The 18024-nt window shown below is 58.5% G+C and carries 13 protein-coding genes; 9 read left to right on the plus strand and 4 right to left on the minus strand.

Features of this window, described 5'->3' with window-relative positions; genetic code table 11:
- Window positions 1–55: 55 nt before the first annotated feature.
- Window positions 56–625 carry an antibiotic biosynthesis monooxygenase gene (locus tag AB4O45_RS17805; protein ID WP_041477999.1) on the minus strand — a complete coding sequence of 190 codons (570 nt, stop codon included), beginning with the start codon at window positions 623–625 and terminating at the stop codon, window positions 56–58.
- Between the two features lie 211 nt (window positions 626–836).
- Here AB4O45_RS17805 and AB4O45_RS17810 point away from each other — a divergent pair, with 211 nt between their 5' ends.
- Window positions 837–1796 (plus strand): MerR family transcriptional regulator, encoded by a 960-nt coding sequence (locus AB4O45_RS17810; protein ID WP_252878154.1) that lies wholly within the window; start codon window positions 837–839, stop codon window positions 1794–1796.
- Between the two features lie 3 nt (window positions 1797–1799).
- On the opposite strand, the gene AB4O45_RS17815 is transcribed toward AB4O45_RS17810, so the two are convergent.
- Both AB4O45_RS17815 and AB4O45_RS17820 read right to left on the minus strand, forming a co-directional pair.
- The gene (locus tag AB4O45_RS17815) at window positions 1800–2405 is read right to left on the minus strand and encodes a hypothetical protein (RefSeq protein ID WP_024011639.1); all 606 of its coding nucleotides are present in this window, start codon (window positions 2403–2405) and stop codon (window positions 1800–1802) included.
- 54 nt (window positions 2406–2459) lie between these two features.
- Window positions 2460–2936 (minus strand): PAS domain-containing protein, encoded by a 477-nt coding sequence (locus AB4O45_RS17820; RefSeq protein WP_236169714.1) that lies wholly within the window; start codon window positions 2934–2936, stop codon window positions 2460–2462.
- Window positions 2937–3090: 154 nt separating this feature from the next.
- Here AB4O45_RS17820 and AB4O45_RS17825 point away from each other — a divergent pair, with 154 nt between their 5' ends.
- The 4 genes from AB4O45_RS17825 (at window position 3091) to AB4O45_RS17840 (ending at window position 6470) form a co-directional block, all read left to right on the plus strand.
- A complete protein-coding gene (locus tag AB4O45_RS17825) occupies window positions 3091–3546 on the plus strand; it encodes a flavodoxin (RefSeq protein ID WP_056782981.1) in 456 nt (151 codons plus the stop codon).
- Window positions 3547–3721: 175 nt separating this feature from the next.
- A complete protein-coding gene (locus AB4O45_RS17830; RefSeq protein WP_252887335.1) occupies window positions 3722–4504 on the plus strand; it encodes a class II aldolase/adducin family protein in 783 nt (260 codons plus the stop codon).
- Window positions 4504–5406 carry an alpha/beta fold hydrolase gene (locus AB4O45_RS17835; RefSeq protein ID WP_150636130.1) on the plus strand — a complete coding sequence of 301 codons (903 nt, stop codon included), beginning with the start codon at window positions 4504–4506 and terminating at the stop codon, window positions 5404–5406. Before AB4O45_RS17830 ends, AB4O45_RS17835 begins: the two co-directional genes overlap by 1 nt.
- Window positions 5407–5558: 152 nt before the next feature.
- Window positions 5559–6470, plus strand: a complete 912-nt coding sequence (locus AB4O45_RS17840; protein ID WP_041478004.1) for an SDR family oxidoreductase — start codon at window positions 5559–5561, stop codon at window positions 6468–6470.
- Window positions 6471–6726: 256 nt separating this feature from the next.
- On the opposite strand, the gene AB4O45_RS17845 is transcribed toward AB4O45_RS17840, so the two are convergent.
- Entirely contained in the window at window positions 6727–7800 is a 1074-nt protein-coding gene (locus tag AB4O45_RS17845) for an S-type pyocin domain-containing protein (RefSeq protein ID WP_460160381.1), read from the minus strand.
- A gap of 710 nt (window positions 7801–8510) precedes the next feature.
- Here AB4O45_RS17845 and AB4O45_RS17850 point away from each other — a divergent pair.
- The 4 genes from AB4O45_RS17850 (at window position 8511) to AB4O45_RS17865 (ending at window position 18004) form a co-directional block, all read left to right on the plus strand.
- Window positions 8511–10304, plus strand: coding sequence for a DUF1302 domain-containing protein (locus AB4O45_RS17850; RefSeq protein ID WP_095180396.1), 1794 nt, complete (start codon window positions 8511–8513; stop codon window positions 10302–10304).
- Window positions 10305–10327: 23 nt separating this feature from the next.
- A complete protein-coding gene (locus tag AB4O45_RS17855; protein ID WP_039759308.1) occupies window positions 10328–11695 on the plus strand; it encodes a DUF1329 domain-containing protein in 1368 nt (455 codons plus the stop codon).
- A gap of 315 nt (window positions 11696–12010) precedes the next feature.
- On the plus strand, window positions 12011–14386 hold the full coding sequence (locus tag AB4O45_RS17860; protein ID WP_460160382.1) for a LuxR C-terminal-related transcriptional regulator: 2376 nt from the start codon (window positions 12011–12013) through the stop codon (window positions 14384–14386).
- A 153-nt stretch (window positions 14387–14539) separates the two neighbouring features.
- Complete coding sequence (locus tag AB4O45_RS17865) at window positions 14540–18004, plus strand: dermonecrotic toxin domain-containing protein (protein WP_460160383.1); 3465 nt, start codon at window positions 14540–14542, stop codon at window positions 18002–18004.
- Window positions 18005–18024 lie beyond the last annotated feature (20 nt).

Here is an 18024-nt window from a genome sequence, read left to right on the forward strand (position 1 = left end):
CGGCTCGCATCGCGGTTGAAGCGAAAACTATAACAGGCTCGCCGCCCGCTGCAGATCAGCGATTCTGCGCCGACGGTGCGCCAGCCAATGGCCTCGTCGGCGTGCTGTTCAACCAGTTCGCCAGCAGACGCGTCGACAACGGGATGAAGAAATACACCATCAGCGGCGTCAGGCACGCCGTGCCGATCAAGATGCGCGGCAACAGGCTCAGCTCAGCGAGGAGCGGGCCGAGGGCAAAGTTGAATATCAGCGACACCGGAAAAAACGCCAGCCAGATCGCCACGGCCTGTTTCCAGCGCGGCGGGCGTTGGCCGGCAGCACCAAACCAGCCTTCAATGCCGCTGACCCGGTGCTCTTTAGGATGTTCGAACAAATCGCTGCCGCGGTTAAGCCAGGCGGTACGCGACGCCGAGTATTCCCAAGCATGCAGCGTCTGCTCATCGACAAAGCGAAAGATAATCTGGAATTCGTTGTCACCGGGCGGTGGCGCAAGGACGCCGGAGCCGAGGTAGCCGGGGAAGTCGGTGGCCAGTTGCTCGCCTTCGCGCAACCATGCAATGAGATCGTGATAGCGGCCATCAGCGACGCGACGCGCTACCATCAACGTAACGGGGGAAGTAGACATTTTGTATCTCCGTATTTCGAGTGCGTCGTTCCGGGTAAGAACTTCGCCTGACGCAGGCCGGGGTAGAGGCCTGCGCTTTACGACAAGCAAGGATTATTCCTGAATTTGCCGATTAAACCAGCCACTTTCGTCGCAGATCACTACTTGAAGGTTTCCAGTCCATCATGTTTAAAATGGGATCCAATGAACCGACATGGAAGTTGACCGCCAGATGCCTGTAAACACGGACACTCGCCCGGCTTCAACAGTACTCGGCACGATCGAGCGCGAAGAGCTGTTTCCCATCCGCGAAGTGGCGCGCCTGACCGGCGTCAACCCGGTGACCCTGCGTGCCTGGGAGCGCCGTTATGGACTCATCCAGCCGACGCGCACCGAAAGCGGGCATCGTTTGTATTCAATGAACGATATCGAGCGCGTGCGCAGCATTGTCGACTGGATCGATCGCGGCGTGGCCGTGAGCAAAGTCGGCAAGATCCTGGCGAAGACAGAGCCTCTGAAGGTGCTGGCAAACTTTATCCCCGATGACCATGTGCAGGCTGATTACAAGCAATGGCAGGAGCAGGTTCAGCAGGCGGTCAGTGCGTTCGACGATCAGCAGCTGGATCGCGTCTACGGGCAGATTTTCTCGTCGTACGCGCTGCCGGTGGTGTTCGAAGCCATTCTGATGCCGTTGTGGCGTCAACTGCTGCAGCGCCAGGACGCTTTCGGGCAAACCAGCGAATGGTTGTTTCTCGACGGATTTCTCAGGGTGCGTGTACTGCAGCGCATTGTCATGTTGCGGGGTGCGCAACCGCGCCGGGTGATTGTCAGCGCGCTCGCGGGGCAGTGCAGAGAGCTTGAGTTGCTGGTCGCGGCGTTGTTTCTCAGCGGCAACGATTCTGGCGTGCGGGTGCTGACCACGGGCCAGCCGTTCGATGAATTGACGCTGGTCTGCGAAAAGGTCAAGCCTGACGCACTTGTACTGTTTTCCAATCATGCCCCCGGTCCAGAGCTGCCCCGGCGCCTGAATCGTCTGGCACTGAGCCTCGATTGCCAATTGATGTTGGCCGGCGATGCCTCGGAACTGGCCGAAGACAGTCTGGCCGGTTCATCCGTTGCATGTCTAGGGAATGAGGGCGCAACGATGCGTCAACGCATGAAGCAATTCATGGCAGGCAAGCTGGATACCTGAGACTCAGGCGTGCAGGGCGGGGTGGGTCAGGCGATGCTGTTGAAGGATGAACTGGCGCAGGCGCTCGGTTTCGTCGGCATCGGTCTGGCTCAGTTCGTAAGCGAAGAAACCTTGCTCGGTTTCACGCTCGAAATGGCCGCGCAACGAGATGCGCTCATAACCGGAAGGGCTGAACCACAGGGCGAAATGTTTCGGTGGTTTGGTCTTGTTGCGCACTTCCAGCAACACACCTTTGTGCGACACCTCGTGCACCCACAGCGTGCCGGGCTGGCCTTTGGCGTTTTCCAATGCCACCGGCTCTTCCAATACCAGGCGCCACGGCCGCACCATCGGGCCATCTTCATAGATGCTCGGCACCCCGAGACGCAGATGCAGTGCGTGGAACTCGTCTTCCACCAGATGCAGCGGGAAAGTCATCTGCTGATTTTCGAAGTTGGCCTGGATCGTCACCTGCTCGTGAGCAGCCAGACGTGTCAGCAGGTCACGGATCTGCGAACCACCATTAACCAGCAGACTCGACGTCGCATCCCGCACGTTCAGTTGCGGGTTGTGCTGCATTGTCTGGATGAAATCCAGCTCGTCCTGGGTGAGGAGGGCGTCGCGCTGCATGGCTAACTCGAAGTGAATAGTTACAAAGTCATTGGTGATTGTAGTTAATGACCGTCAGTTCGCGGTTTTGTTTGCGCCGTTCGTCGCTTTGAGTGCCGCCAGCTCGCTTTGCAGCGCCGCCACTTGAGCTTCCAGCTGTGCAACGCGCTGCTGCGCCTTGACCTGAAGCGTTACATCCTTCTGCACGCCGATGAAATAAGTCTGCCCGTCCTCGGCATTCTTTACCGTCGACAATGACAATTCGTTCCAGAACGGCGTGCCATCCTTGCGGTAGTTGCGCAGAACCTCACGACACGAGCCGCCTTCGCGCAATGTGTCGCGAATCGGTTGCAGACTGAGTTGATCACGGTCCCCAGCCTGGAGGAAACGACAGTCCTGATAAAGGATCTCTTCGCTGCTATAACCGGTCATGCGCTCAAAGGCGGGGTTGACGTAGATAAGAATGTTATCTCGATCACCTTCCTTTTCGGCGACGACGATTCCTTCGTTTGAAGCATTGATCACCATTTGCAGCAGACGGGCGTTGATCATCCGAGAATCCCTTCCGTTATGTCAGTGGCAGGCATTCTAGAAGAAAGCCGCGGACTGTCTATAGGCCATCAGCTTCCATTGAGAGCCAATCGCAACTTCGCAGCATGGGCTGTTACTATCGCGGCTCTTTTTTTTCAGTTCCAGGATCAGATTGATGAAAGTCGCCATCCTCTCAGGTTCAGTCTACGGCACCGCCGAAGAAGTCGCCCGCCACGCCCAGAACCTGCTGAAAGCCGCCGGCTTTGAAACCTTCTACAACTCGCGGGCCGCGCTGGCCGATATTCAGGCGTTCGCTCCTGAGGCTCTTTTGGCCGTCACTTCGACCACTGGCATGGGCGAGCTGCCAGACAACCTGCAACCGTTGTATTCGACCCTGCGCGATCAGTTGCCTGCTTCGTTGCGGGGCCTGCCCGGCGCGGTGATTGCCCTCGGTGACGCCAGCTACGGCGACACCTTCTGCGGCGGTGGCGAGCAGATGCGCGAACTGTTTGCCGAACTGGGCGTAAACGAGGTTCAGGAAATGCTGCGCATCGACGCCAGCGAAAGCGTCACGCCGGAAACCGATGCCGAGCCGTGGCTCGCGCAGTTGATCGAAGCGCTCAAGGGCTGATTGCGGGCAATAATCGCTGCACTTTCTAAGCGTTGTTGCATTGCAACGGATCCAGTCTGTTTGCCCGGCTGACTCGTTCAGTCATCAAGCTGGCTGCCAATGCAACTACGCGATGCCCTGCGCCTGACTAGACTGCTGACACGAGCAGAACAAGAAGAACGCAGAGGTGCATACAGTGAGCGTAGCCCCCGTCCAATCGTCGCCGAATGTCAAAGATCAGGTCAGCGCTGCCGAGTGGCAGACCCGCGTCGATCTTGCCGCCTGTTACCGTCTGGTGGCGCTGCACGGCTGGGACGATCTGATCTTCACGCATATCTCGGCCAAGGTGCCCGGCACCGAAGATTTCCTGATCAATCCGTTTGGCCTGATGTTCCATGAGATCACCGCCTCAAGCCTGGTGAAAGTCGATCAGGCCGGCAACAAACTCATGGACAGCCCCTACGAAATCAACCCCGCCGGCTACACCATTCACAGCGCCGTCCACGAAGTTCGCCACGATGTGGTTTGCGTGCTGCATACGCACACTGCGTCAGGCGTTGCGGTGTCGGCACAAAGGCAGGGGGTGTTGCCGATCAGTCAACAGTCACTGTTTGTGTTGTCGAGCCTGGCCTATCACGCCTACGAGGGCGTGGCCCTGAATCATGAAGAAAAGGCGCGCCTGCAAGCCGATCTCGGCGACAACAGTTTCCTCATGCTGCACAACCACGGTCTGCTCACCTGCGGCGGGACTATCGCCGACACTTTTCTGATGATGTTCACCTTCCAGCGGACCTGCGACATTCAGGTCATGGCGCAGACTGGAGGGACCGAACTGATCGCCATCGAACCGCAGATTCTCGCCGGCGCCAAAGCGATGATTGCCGGCGTCACCAAGAGCGCGCAGGGCATGGGCGGCGCGCTGGCGTGGCCGGCGCTGCTGCGCAAACTCGACCTGCAGGATCCGGGGTATAAATTCTAATGCCACTTGCCGAGATTCCTTTGTGTGTCTGGCGCAAGCGCAGCCGGACTTTTGTCTTTCGTGGCCAGTCGATCCGCTACTGGACAGTCGGGCAGGGTGAACCGCTGTTGTTGATTCACGGTTTCCCCACCGCCAGTTGGGATTGGCATTACCTGTGGCAGCCACTGGCCCAGCGTTATCAGGTGATCGCCTGCGATATGCTCGGTTTCGGCGATTCGGCAAAACCGCGCAATCACACCTATAGCCTGCTGGAACAGGCCGATCTGCAACAGGCGCTGCTCGCCCATCTGCAGGTTGAACAAGCGGTGCATATTCTTGCCCACGACTATGGCGACAGCGTTGCTCAGGAACTGCTCGCGCGGCACTACGAAAAGCGCATTGAAGTGGCCAGTTGCGTATTCCTTAATGGCGGTCTGTTTCCGGAAACCCATCGTCCACTGCTGATGCAGAAACTGCTGCTCAGTCCGATTGGCTGGCTGCTTGGTCGCGCATTCAGTCGTGAGGCGTTGGTCAAAGGTTTCCGGCAGATCTTCGGCCCCCAGACCCAGCCGACTGAAAGCGAACTGGATGATTACTGGAGTCTGGTCGACAGCAACCATGGCCCGCGCATCCTGCACAAATTGATCACTTATATCCCCGAGCGCCGGGTGCAACGTGAGCGCTGGGTGACGGCCATGCAGCAGGGTGACATTCCCTTGCGGGTGATCGACGGCGCATTTGACCCGATCTCCGGCGTGCACATGGTCGAGCGATATCGCGAACTGATCCCTGATGCAGACACCGTGCTCTTACCCGGCATCGGCCACTATCCGCAAACCGAGGCGCCGGTGCTGGTACTCAAGCACTATCTGGCGTTCCGCGATCGTCTGGTATTGCCTCCGCGCAAAGTGGCGTACTCCTGATTCTCGCCGAGAGCACGGGCTCTCGGCGTCCTGACACTCGATCATCCCTCAGCCTTATCGCCCACCATTCAGCCGCAGCCGTGTTCGTTGTGACCCAAAGCGCCGTGCCTGACACTCGGGGCAATATCCCTTGGCCTGCTGGAGTTGCCGCGATGAATGAACCTGTGCGTTTCGAAGATAAAGTCGTGATAGTGACCGGCGCCGGTGGCGGCCTCGGTCGTGCGCATGCGCTGCTGTTCGCCAGGCAGGGCGCCAAAGTGCTGGTCAACGATCTCGGTGGCTCGACGCAGGGCGAGGGCGCCAACGCTTCGGCTGCCGACCGCGTAGTGGCGCAAATCCGCGAGGCCGGCGGTATTGCCGAAGCCAACCACGACTCGGTGACTGACGGCGACAAACTGGTACAGAACGCCCTTGATGCCTTCGGCCGCGTCGACGTCGTAGTCAACAACGCCGGGATCCTGCGCGACAAGTCGTTTCACAAGATGGACGACGCCGACTGGGATCTGGTCTATCGCGTCCACGTCGAAGGCGCCTACAAGGTTACCCGTGCCGCCTGGCCGCATCTGCGCGAGCAAAACTACGGTCGCGTGATTTTCACTGCGTCGACTTCAGGCATCTATGGCAATTTCGGTCAGTCCAACTACGGCATGGCCAAACTCGGGCTTTACGGGTTGACCCGAACGCTGGCGATCGAAGGGCGCAAGAACAACATTCTGGTCAACGCCATCGCCCCGACCGGCGGCACGCGCATGACCGAGGGCCTGATCCCGCCGCAAGTATTCGAGCAACTGAAGCCGGAACTGGTCAGCCCGCTGGTGGTGTATCTGGCCAGCGAGCAATGTCAGGAAACGTCCGGCCTGTTCGAAGTCGGCGGCGGCTGGATGGGCAAGGTGCGCTGGGAACGCAGCCTCGGTGCCGGCTTCGATCCGCGCGAGGGGTTCTCGCCAGAGGATGTGGCGGCGCACTGGCAGCAGATTTGTGATTTCGAAGGCGCGGCGCATCCGAAGGACAATATTGAAGCATTGAAGGAAATGATGGCGAATTTGCAGAAGTATTCGATTTGAAGGTAACGAAGCCACCAGCCTTCGCGGCTGGTGGCTCCAGTTTTCAAATGTATCTTTGTTCTGTCATGAACTTGGGCGGCTGCCAGTTAGGTCCTTTGATAGCTAGGCCCTTTTTACCCCTCCAGCAAAATCCCGGCAGCGGAGAGCCGAGCGTACGATGCTTCCAAGGTCCCATACTCGTTGATCAGGTCTCGATTGTGGCGTCTGATCATCATGTCCAGATGTGGCGTTGCCTGAAGTAACGCGAACACAGTGACTATGTCATTTCATCTCCAGTCTCGTCTGGGTTGAAACCACGCCCGCTGTGCTTTCCCTTTTCGGTTGCTCCCTCATAAGGACTGCTGAACACCACATAAAGCGGCTCTATCCCCGAATCGGCTGGAAAAACGATGATGAATCGATCCCAGCGTTCGACCAGGATCGGGTTCAGATCCAGCCGCCCTTCAATCGGAACAACGGAAGCGCCGGAATAGGCGGGCGAACCGGTATCCGCTATTGGCAAGGCGGTCGATTGGTCACCCGGCGTGTTAGCGGGTGTCCAGGTCAGCAAGTCGGTGGGCGAGTCCGATAGCGCGATCTTGTATAAGTCGTTGACCAGATCGTATGCGGCATTGAGAACCAGCACACTTGAGCGAATATGGAAGTCATCGCTCATAGCGACGAACACTTGCGTGCCAGCCCCGAGTCGCCTGACCCCTAGCCCGACCTGCATCTCCAAAGTGCCCTGCCGGTCTGCGATTTCACGCAGCGTCTCGGCCGGCTCGGACGACAACTCGGCCAGTGGAACGCTCATCGCAAAGCGTTCGCCGTTGCCCAGAGGTGACGGCATCAACAGCGCTGCGAATCCCATCAGTACCGGACTGCCGAACAGCGTCGTGCCCGTCGCTGTCAGGGTCGCTTTTGCCGTACGTAGCGCATTGAGTATTCCCGCCGAGGTAGCCGGGCCGAGCGGGACGGCTGTCGAAGCGAAAGAAACGGCCGGGCCGTTGCGGGCCACTGCTCCATAAGCCGGAAAGACATGCTTGCGTTCCTCCTGTAACCGAGCCTGTTCTGCCGCATTGGCCAGCGCCGCTGCTTCAGCTTTGGCTTGTGCCTCGGCCTGGGCGATTTTCAACTCAGCCAGCCGCTCTTTCTTCCGAGCTTCAGCCTCAGCATTCAGGCGCGCGGTCTCAGCCGCCAGTCGAGCCTGTTCGGTATCCCGACGCTGTTTCTCCGCCAACGCGGCCAGACGCGCCTGTTCGCGTACGCGGATTTCTTCCCGCTCCCGGCGCACCGCTTCGGCAATGTCACGCTGGCGCGGATCCAGTTCTAACGGTGGAGGCTTTGGCATATTCATATCCTTGTGAATGTGCGTTTTCACTCGCTCGAAAGTGCGCACGGGTGGCGATGACATCCGTGTCACCAGCGAATGGTTGAGGTGTTTCAAGTTACATCAGAGTGGCGGTAATCAAATCCGAGAAGCCCGTCGGTAACAGGGCGTTATGTCGAAAGGGTTTTCGCGGGTTTTCATCGATGCAGAGGGAATTCGTCCGAGCTTCGAAGAAATGTCTGACGCGCTGATCGGAAGCGCTCCCGAACCGCTAACCAGCCTTTTTAAACGCCCATAAAAAAGGCCGCTGCAAACGCAGCGGCCAAGGTAAGACGTTGGATCAAGGAGCTACAAATCAACGTCAGTGAACACCGGGGCGGTAAACCGAAAACATCGATTTATCCAGAATCTGTAGCCAGTCGCTCGCGATTCAGCGTGGCGAGCTTGGCGCTTTGCGGCGTGTGCCGAGGAAAGCGCGCTCAGAATAAGGTCTCAAGCCTGTAGGAAAAATACCGATTCCAGACATGCACTGTTACGGGGCGCGCAACAGTGGCGTGCGCATGGATGGCGCTGATGACGCGCTATCCAGCCAGCCCATGAACCGCCCCAAGCCCCGCCGTACAAGGTTATTCATCCTTTCGAGCGACAACGCAAATACCTCCTTGGTGCGCTTATCGACCGCTTCACCCGGCAGTAGGGTGGGGCCTTCTGTCACTCACCGGGGAAGACGCATGACAAAAACAACAATGCGCGCCATCTTCACGCCGCAGGCGCTGGCCGCTGCGGTGGCTCTGGGTTGCTGCGCCCAGGCGCAAGCGGTCGCCTTCAACATCGGCGAAATCGAAGGCACCTTCGACTCGTCACTTTCGGTCGGCGCGAGCTGGGGCCTGCGCGATGCCGACAACTCGCTGGTCGGCACGGTCAATGGCGGCAGCGGACAATCGTCCACCGGTGATGACGGGCGCCTGAATTTCAAGAAGGGCGAAACCTTTTCGAAGATCTTCAAGGGCATCCATGACCTCGAACTGAAGTACGGTGATACCGGCGTGTTCGTGCGGGGCAAATACTGGTACGACTTCGAACTCAAGGACGAAGACCGCGAGTTCAAACAGATCAGCGACAGCGGCCGCAAGGAAGGCGCCAAGTCTTCCGGCGCGCAGATCCTCGATGCCTTCGTCTATCACAACTACGCCATCGCCGATTTGCCGGGCACCGTGCGGGCCGGCAAGCAGGTGGTGAGCTGGGGCGAAAGTACCTTCATCGGCAACTCGATCAACAGCATCAACCCGGTTGACGTCTCGGCATTCCGCCGTCCCGGTGCCGAGATCAAGGAAGGCTTGATTCCGGTGAACATGCTGTTTGGCTCGCAGAGCCTGACCGACAAACTCTCGGTCGAAGGCTTCTACCAACTGGAGTGGGACCAGACCGTTCTCGACAACTGCGGCACGTTCTTCGGCGTCGACGTGGCGGCGGACGGTTGCAACAACGGCTACACCGTCGGCAGCCCAGCGGTGGCGCCACTGGTGCCGCTGACCACCGCGTTCGGCCAAGGCATCCAGGTCACCCGGGAGGGCGTGGTGATCCCCCGTGGCGGCGATCGTGATGCGCGCGATTCCGGGCAGTGGGGCACGGCGCTGCGCTGGCTCGGCGACGACACCGAGTACGGCCTCTACTTCATGAACTACCACAGCCGTACGCCGACGGTCGGCACCACTACGGCGGGGCTGTCGACACTGGCGGCGTTGCCAGGCATGGTCGGCATCGCCAACGGACTCGCGCCCGGCAGTGGTGCCGGGCTGGCGCAAAGCGTGATGCTCGGGCGCGGTCAGTATTACCTCGAATATCCGGAAGACATTCGTCTGTACGGCGCCAGTTTCTCCACCACGCTGCCCACCGGCACCGCATGGACCGGCGAGATCAGCTATCGGCCGAACGCGCCGGTGCAGGTCAACACTAACGATCTCACTCTGGCGCTGGTCAACCCGATTGCCGGCGGCACCGCATCGCCACTCGCCACTTCGCCGGGTGCCGACAACAAAGGCTACCGGCGCAAGGAAGTCACGCAAATCCAGAGCACCCTCACACACTTCTTTGATCAGGTGCTCGGCGCCGAACGCTTGACCGTGGTCGGCGAAGCGGCGGTGGTGCATGTCGGTGGTCTGGAGTCACGCAGTGAGTTGCGTTATGGCCGTGATTCGGTCTACGGCCAGTATGGTTTCGGCGGCGATACCGACGGCTTCGTTACCTCGACTTCGTGGGGCTATCGCGCCCGGGCGATTCTCGATTACGCCAACGTCATCGGCGGGATCAACCTCAAGCCCAACCTGTCGTGGTCCCATGATGTCGCCGGTTACGGCCCCAACGGACTGTTCAACGAAGGTGCGAAAGCCATCAGCTTCGGCGTCGATGCCGACTACCGCAACACCTACACCGCGAGCCTGAGTTACACCGACTTTTTCGGTGGCGACTACAACGTCCTCGAAGACCGTGACTTCGTGGCCCTGAGCTTCGGCGTGAACTTCTGATCTGCCCGAGAAGGATGACTGCAATGCGCAAAACGATTCTGCAATGTGGCGTGCTGGCCTTGAGTCTGCTGGCGGCCAACGTGATGGCGGCGGTGTCGCCGGATGAAGCGAACAAGCTCGGCACCAGCCTGACCCCGCTCGGCGCCGAGAAGGCCGGCAATGCGGACGGATCGATTCCGGCCTGGACCGGCGGCATCCCGAAAAACGCCGGCGCGGTGGACAGCAAGGGCTTCCTCGCCGACCCGTTTGCCAACGAAAAACCGCTGTTCACCATCACCGCCGCGAACGTCGAGCAGTACAAAAGCAAGCTCTCCGATGGCCAGGTGGCGATGTTCAAACGTTACCCGGAAACCTACAAGATCCCGGTCTACCCGACCCACCGCACTGTGGGCGCGCCGGCGGAAATCTATGAGTCGGCCAAGCGCAGCGCGCTGAACGTCAACGCAATCAACGACGGCAACGGCCTGGCCAATTTCACCGGCAACCGCTACTACGCCTTCCCGATTCCGAAGAACGGCGTCGAGGTGCTGTGGAACCACATCACCCGCTACCACGGTGGCAATCTGCGGCGGATCATCACCCAGGTCACACCGCAGACCAACGGCAGTTACACGCCGATCCGCTTCGAAGAAGAGATCGCCGTGCCGCAACTGATGAAAGACATCGACCCGGAAAAAGCCGCCAACGTGCTGACCTTCTTCAAGCAATCGGTGACCGCCCCGGCGCGGCTGGCCGGTAACGTGCTGCTGGTGCACGAAACCCTCGATCAGGTGAAGGAACCGCGTCTGGCGTGGATCTACAACGCCGGTCAGCGCCGGGTCCGGCGCGCGCCGCAAGTGGCCTATGACGGCCCGGGTACAGCGGCCGATGGCCTGAGGACTTCCGACAACTTCGACATGTTCTCCGGTGCTCCGGATCGCTATGACTGGAAACTGGTCGGCAAGAAGGAAATGTACATTCCCTACAACAGCTACAAGCTCGACTCGCCGAAGCTCAAGTACGACGACATCGTCAAGGCCGGGCACATCAATCAGGACCTGACCCGTTACGAACTGCACCGCGTCTGGGAAGTGATCGGCACGGTGAAACCGAACGAGCGGCACATCTACGCCAAGCGCCACATGTACATCGACGAGGACAGCTGGCAAGTGGCACTGGCCGATCACTACGACGGTCGCGGGCAACTGTGGCGCGTTGCCGAAGGTCACGCGCAGTACTACTACGATCATCAGGCTCAGGCTTACACGCTGGAAGCGCTCTACGACATCATTGCCGGCCGCTACATTGCGTTGGGCATGAAGAACGAAGAGAAGCACAGCTTCGAATTCGGTTTTGAAGCCAAGGCTGCCGATTACACACCTTCGGCCCTGCGCGCCGAGGGCGTGCGCTAACGGCTCTGCTGTACCGCTGGACAAAAGGCGACCGCACGGTCGCCTTTTTTATGGCCATCGATCAGCGTGCTGAATACTCGTCAACAAGGGCGCGGGAGAGGGCTAGGGTGAGCGCACAACGATAAGAAGGCTCACCCGATGACCGCCATGACCCCGTGCCTGGATCGACCCGGATTTTTGCCCAGGCTGTCTTCACATCATCAGCCTCGCAGTCGCTTGACTGCGCCTTTGCTGACATCGAACGCACGGGTCAGGCTGTTGTGCGCGCCGGCAGGCAGTGGCAAAACCGCACTGCTCACCGAATGTCTCCTTCAGGTGCGCGCGGAGTGCGAGGCAATCTGGCTGCCGCTGGCGGGAGCGGCGCTCAGCACCGAAGAATTCTGCCTGCGTCTGACGCGGGCGCTCGGGCTGGTCGAAGGCCTTGACGATACGCAACTGATGGCGGAGCTGGCCCATTGGTCGAGGCCGACGTCGCTGTTTATCGACGATTACAGTCGGCTGCCGGATCCGGCTGTGGATGCTCTGCTGGATCGCTTGCTGGCGGTCAGCAGCCCGGCGCTCACCTGGTGGATCAGCACTCGCCGCCGGCCGCAGTGCAACTGGCCGCGCCTGTTGCTCGATGACGAACTCTACGAATTCGAGAGTGCCAGCCTGGCGCTGACTCACGATGAAGTTGTATCGGTGTTGCACCATTTGCCGCCTGACCAGGCGGACCGCGTCGCCACCCGTATCATCCAGCGTACTGGCGGTTGGTGCGCGGGGTCGCGCATGGCGCTCCTGCAGAAATGCGACTGGTCGCAAAACCTGCAACCGCAGCAGCGTGTCGACACTCTGCTCGATTATCTGCAGCATGAACTGTTCAGCAACCTGACGCCGGAGCAGGACGAGGCATGGCGTGTGCTGGCTCACCTGCCACGGTTCAACGCGCCGTTATGCGAGCATTTGTTCGGCCCTGGCGAAGGCGCTCAGCTGCTGCGTGATCTGCAAGTGCTGGGCTGCTTCATCGAGCCTTGGCAAGCGTCCGCTGACTGGCTCCAGGTGTTCCGCCCGCTGTCGCGAATCATCCAGGAGTCGCACTGGCCGTGTGCGCGTTCCTGGCACCGGCGCGCCTGTCAGTGGTTCAGCGCGACGCAGGATTGGCGAGCGGCGTTCGAGCAAGCGTTGTTGGCCGAGGAATACGAAACTGCCGTCAGCCTGTTGCAGCATTTCGGCTTCGAAGACTTGTTCGAAGACCAGACCGTCGTCCTGCTGTTGCGTTTGCACGAGCAGCAAAGCCAGCAGCTGACCCTGATGACACCACAGCTGATCGTGCTGGTCACGGGCGCCTTATTGTTTGCCGGCCGGTTCGAACAGGCCGGGCAATGCCTGGCTCATCTCGGCCGCTTCATGCCGCAGCCGACAGCGCAACTGGAGCAGCAACTGCTGGCCCGCTGGCAGGCGCAACAGGGATGGCTGTTTCACCTGCAAGGGCAAATGGAGCCGGCACGCGCCTGCTTTCAGGAGGCTTTGTCTGCACTGGCTGACGATGCCTGGCAGGCGCGTTTGATGTGCCTGTCGGGACTGACCCAGCAGGCGTTACTGTGCGGCGAGCTGGATCAGGCCCATGCCCTCAACCGCGAAGCGCTGTGCCTGGCGCGTGCTCACGGCTCCTTGCTGTTCGAAGGCTTGCTTGAGCTTGACCATGCGCAATGGCTCGAGCAGCGGGGCGCGCCTTTGCGTGCCGATAGCCTGCTGGTGGAGATCGAGCACTTGCTGCGCCAGCGCGCCACAGTGCCCGTGCCACTGCTCGGCCGGATTGCCCTGCGGCGCGGACGACTGGCGCTGTGCATGGGACTTGAAGAGCAGGCTGCGCAGTTGTTCAGCCAGGGCCTTGAAGATTGCTTGCGCAGCCACGACAAGCGGGTCTTGTATGGTTATCTGGGGCAGGCGCAACTGGCCGGCAATCGCGGCGATTATGCCTGCGCTTTCGAACGCCTGCGCGAGGCCGAAAGGGTCATGCAGCAGCGGCAGATTCCCGATACGGTCTATCGCGGTGTTGTGTTGCAGGTGAGCAGCCAGTTCTGGTTGCAGCAGGGCCGACCGCATCTTGCGCAAGAAGCGTTGAGCCGACTGTTACGGCATTACCGGGGACCTTCGGCGTTGCAGGCGCCACCCGCGACGTTCGAACTGATTATTCGCATCGAATACCTGCTGGCCTGCGCGAATGCGCAATCGGTCCCGGACGAAAGCGCTCTGTCAACCATTGAGCGATTGTTGAAGCGCGCTCAGGCCAAAGGCATGTTGGCGGCGGAAACGGAATTGTTGCTGGCCTTCGCCCAGTTGGCCGAAGCGCACGGTGACACGGCGGCGGCGCAGCAAGCGTTCCAGCGAGCCGCAACGCTGGCGGAGCGTTGCCGATTGCAGCAAGCCGTGCGCGAGTGGGAATTACGCCGAGGTAGCCTCACTGGGTCTGGCAAGGAGGTTTCTGCCTGGCCACGGGAAAACGATGATCAGGCGCCTGGCCTCAGTCGGCGCGAACGCGAAGTGCTGATGTTGATTGCACAAGGGGCATCCAATCAGCAAGTTGCCGAACAACTGTTTATTTCATTGCATACAGTAAAAACCCATGCGAGGAGGATTAACGGTAAGTTGGGTGTAGAGCGCAGAACTCAGGCTGTGGCGAAAGCCAAGTTGATGGGGATACTGGTTTAGTTTTGTAAATTTCAGTAGCACAACATGGTGTTCGTTGTTGGGTGGCATGTTTTGTAATTTGTTCGAGCTTCATGTCGGCTGAAAAAGAAACTACCTTGCAATTATCGGCGGTGGCTGCACTTGCAGCTCTGGATAATCAAGTAAGGAAAGTTTGTGGCCAAGTTATATAAAAGTTTGATGCGTGGTTCTTTCGGTGAGCAGGTTACCTGGCCGGAAGAGTGGGAAAAGGCAACACAGGCTAAAACAGATCTGTTCAAGATCATCGACGCCATGCCGAGCGTGCTGGATATTCTGCGCAGCATGCTTGAGGGTGAATTGAAGCGTCTGGGCAAAACAGTTGATATCGACAAGGTCTATATCAATACGGATCCTGCTTTCCCTGCCGATGAAAATCGGCCATCAGGCACTCTTTGGGAGGTAACGGTTCATTGTCTGAATAATCATATAAGTCCTGCCTATATTATGGGTGGCGATGGGGTTTTTGTTCTGCCGGATACGTTCAGTGAGCAATTCAAAGTCAAGGTGCTCAATACCATTGTTGTTGAAGATCTGATCGCTGCTGTAACTGCCGGACTGGAAAAAACATTGCGAGCCGAGATCGCAAAGTTCTGGGCTGCGCCAGCGAAACCCGTCCATGCCGACAATGCACCGCTGTCGAACAAACAGGCTTTCATCAAGGCCTATGCCGTGGTCACCGGTGCAGAGCTGTCGCTGTCGGTCATGGCCAACAATTTCGATGCCCGATTGGGCGAGCGATTCGCTCATCTGCTGGAAGCAGATGCCGGTCGCGCAGCGTTTGAAGTCAACCTGCAACCGGCACAGGATTATCTTCTGGTGCGCCAGCCCTGTTTCGTTCTGGACAATGCCGAGCGTGCGGTCGCAGAGATGCAACTGGTCAACGAGTCGACTTCCTATTTGCTGCACACGCCGGAAAACGGCTTTGAGTTCTTTGAAAAAAATACCGATTTGCACAGCAAACTTCAGCAGAGACTTTCCCTGCGTAGCGAGCAGATCAGTTACCCGAAAGCCACGCAAAGTCCTCATGTCTTTTGTGTCGACACTCACCTCAAAGGTCAGCTTGAAAGCGTGGCAACCTTGATCAGTGGCCGGGCACAACTGGAAAAACCGCTGACCTCCATGCTTCAGGAGAATCAACGCCTGCATGTGCTGCGTTACGGCATCGACACCCGCTTTTATCTGCTTTGGGCAGCACTGAAGCGCACCGACTGGCCGCTTTGGCTGCATGCCGCTGGTAGCGATGTTCAACAACGTTATAGCGAGCTTGAAGAATCCAAAGACCAGTATGAGGCTGCATATTCGAGCGCGTTCGATACGTGTTTTTCTTTCAAGGACTATGTGCTGCGCACGTTCTCCGCATGGGCGCAGAGGGCCTTTGACGAACGCCTGGATCCTGAAGCGATCAGTGTCCATAGCTCGTACACTTTGCAGATTGCCGGACGGACCATCGAGCAGGAAGAAACCCGGACGCTGACGGAGTTTCTTGTTTTCGGTCTGCACGACAATGGTTACAAAGCGACTCTGACCATCATCGGCGCTCCCGACGGAAGTCGGCTGACGGCAGTAGCGCTCGAGCAGTGGCTGGAAAATCGTAATCTGCGCCTGGAGTTTACCGGCAGTCTTGCATACTCGCCGTCGGTTGCTTGGCAGGAGGCCTATCGCAACTATCTCTTCAGCCAGATGGAGTTTGCAGTTTTTGTAGCTCGCCAGTCCGGGAAGCTGGATTCCACCGATGCGAACATCATCGCGCGAGCCATGGCCAACGACCCTGCGGTGACTATTCAGGGCTTGAAAATCAGGCTGCAAGTCCCAGCATTGAAAGATGTTCTGATGATTTCGGCCAAAGAATACGCACCGTCGCTGATGTTGGTCAAAACAGCTGACGGGCAATTCGAACTGCAGAAATTTTCCGATATCTACGCGGCGAACCGCTGGCTGGAGTCGGCATTGTCGGCGGATCGTGAATACGCCGCATTGATGATTCATCCCGACTACCTGCACGAGGCGGGTGAGTTGCTTGGCAGCGCTGGTACTCAACTGAGCTACCGCTACACGCTTGATAGCCGGCCGGTCGATCTTTATCTGAACGCCAAGGCACCTTTGGCGGACTACGTAAATGTCGCCTACCGAGCCGAAGTTGCGCTGCACAAGGCCATTGCACCGGCAGCTTATCGGGCGCTTGGCATTGAGGGGCGCAAGCGCTATTCGCGTCTGACAACCGAACTCAAGGCGCTGTCCACGGTTGATGCACGAGACAATGGTTTTCCGACATTCGAGCAGTTCACCTATGACGCGGTGAAAGCCCAGATAGAAGACCTATTGCGTTCGCGCGGCAGCAACATTTCGGTCAATCCCGACCAGATCATTATTCAGACCGAAGAGTTTCGTAAGAGCGTTACCGACGTCTTGCTTGAGGGACTCGCTTTCGAAGCGGATCATCCGGCCTATGAAACCAAGTACAGCCCCAAATATTACTTGGTGAATGGACATCCCCTCGTTGAAAAACTGGATATCCGGGATTTGTCTTCGCTATCGAAAACCTTCCGCCCTGGTGACCGATACAGCGCGATGCTGGAAGAGCAATATCTGAACAAGGCTCATCCTGATCACGCTTTCAAGCGCGCGGTACACGCCCGGAAAATCCGCTGTGAGATGTATCGCAATGCGTTTGCCGATTTCACCAACGGCAGATTATCGACAGAGTCTTTCTCTGCTGTCCAAGGGGTCATCGATAACCTGAAAGAGAGTGGCGGTTATCAGTCGGTAGGGACCAGCACCGCCGAAGGTGATATCGGGCTGTACAAATTCAATATTGGCGCGCTGGGTCTGACGACTCCTGGGGACCGCGCGGTTGGCGGCGTTTATATTTTTCGACTGAAGTTGTCGTCAGGTTTCTTCGACTTGCTCTATACGCCTGACGCACCGGATCAAGTCAACTTCCGACCGATCGCTGAGTTCATTCCTTCGATTCGTTTTCGAAAAGGCCCATTCAGGAGCTATTACAGCGAGCGGATACTGCTGGTTGACCAGAAAGTGACCAATGACTACTTCGATAATCTGGTCGCAACGGTTGATACCCGACCGGTCATTCGCACACAGCAGCGTTCGTTACTGCCCGATCTGTTCACTTTCCATGACGAGCGAGTGCGCCGTGTATTGAGTGATATCGACGAACGGACCACCAGTCTCAACGAAATAATCGCCGGTGTGGTTTATGAAAATCTGTTGAAGGCCGCAAACATTGTCAGCCTGCTGGTGCCACCCGTAGGCACTGTGGTGGTGGCTGTGCAGGTGATGAAAAGCATCTACGACGCGTCGCAGTCGCACCGACGCGGTGATTATTCCGCCGCGCTGGGGCATGTGCAGGATGTATTGAGCGGACTGCTGACATTGGGTCAGGCTGCAGCGGCGGGGGCGCCGGCTAAAGAACTTACCCGTGCGCAACGCTCGTTTCTCAGTCTGTTTGAAGACGCCCGCACGGTCGCGGAGCTGGTTACGTATTACACCGGCCATGAAGACCCCGCCGATGAACTGATCGGGTTCTTCAAGGCACTGATGCAAGAGGCTGAGTCTGCATTCAGCAAGACCACGGTTCGCTGAGCCGTTTCGAGGGCTCATAG

Source organism: Pseudomonas sp. S2_B10, from assembly GCF_054668425.1.

What these genes read in the sequence shown, in the direction of transcription:
- AB4O45_RS17805 (WP_041477999.1), bottom strand. Translation starts at nt 625, where the DNA reads ATGTCTACTTCCCCCGTTACGTTGATGGTAGCGCGTCGCGTCGCTGAT.
- AB4O45_RS17810 (WP_252878154.1), top strand. Translation starts at nt 837, where the DNA reads ATGCCTGTAAACACGGACACTCGCCCGGCTTCAACAGTACTCGGCACG.
- AB4O45_RS17815 (WP_024011639.1), bottom strand. Translation starts at nt 2,405, where the DNA reads ATGCAGCGCGACGCCCTCCTCACCCAGGACGAGCTGGATTTCATCCAG.
- AB4O45_RS17820 (WP_236169714.1), bottom strand. Translation starts at nt 2,936, where the DNA reads ATGATCAACGCCCGTCTGCTGCAAATGGTGATCAATGCTTCAAACGAA.
- AB4O45_RS17825 (WP_056782981.1), top strand. Translation starts at nt 3,091, where the DNA reads ATGAAAGTCGCCATCCTCTCAGGTTCAGTCTACGGCACCGCCGAAGAA.
- AB4O45_RS17835 (WP_150636130.1), top strand. Translation starts at nt 4,504, where the DNA reads ATGCCACTTGCCGAGATTCCTTTGTGTGTCTGGCGCAAGCGCAGCCGG.
- AB4O45_RS17840 (WP_041478004.1), top strand. Translation starts at nt 5,559, where the DNA reads ATGAATGAACCTGTGCGTTTCGAAGATAAAGTCGTGATAGTGACCGGC.
- AB4O45_RS17845 (WP_460160381.1), bottom strand. Translation starts at nt 7,800, where the DNA reads ATGCCAAAGCCTCCACCGTTAGAACTGGATCCGCGCCAGCGTGACATT.
- AB4O45_RS17850 (WP_095180396.1), top strand. Translation starts at nt 8,511, where the DNA reads ATGACAAAAACAACAATGCGCGCCATCTTCACGCCGCAGGCGCTGGCC.
- AB4O45_RS17855 (WP_039759308.1), top strand. Translation starts at nt 10,328, where the DNA reads ATGCGCAAAACGATTCTGCAATGTGGCGTGCTGGCCTTGAGTCTGCTG.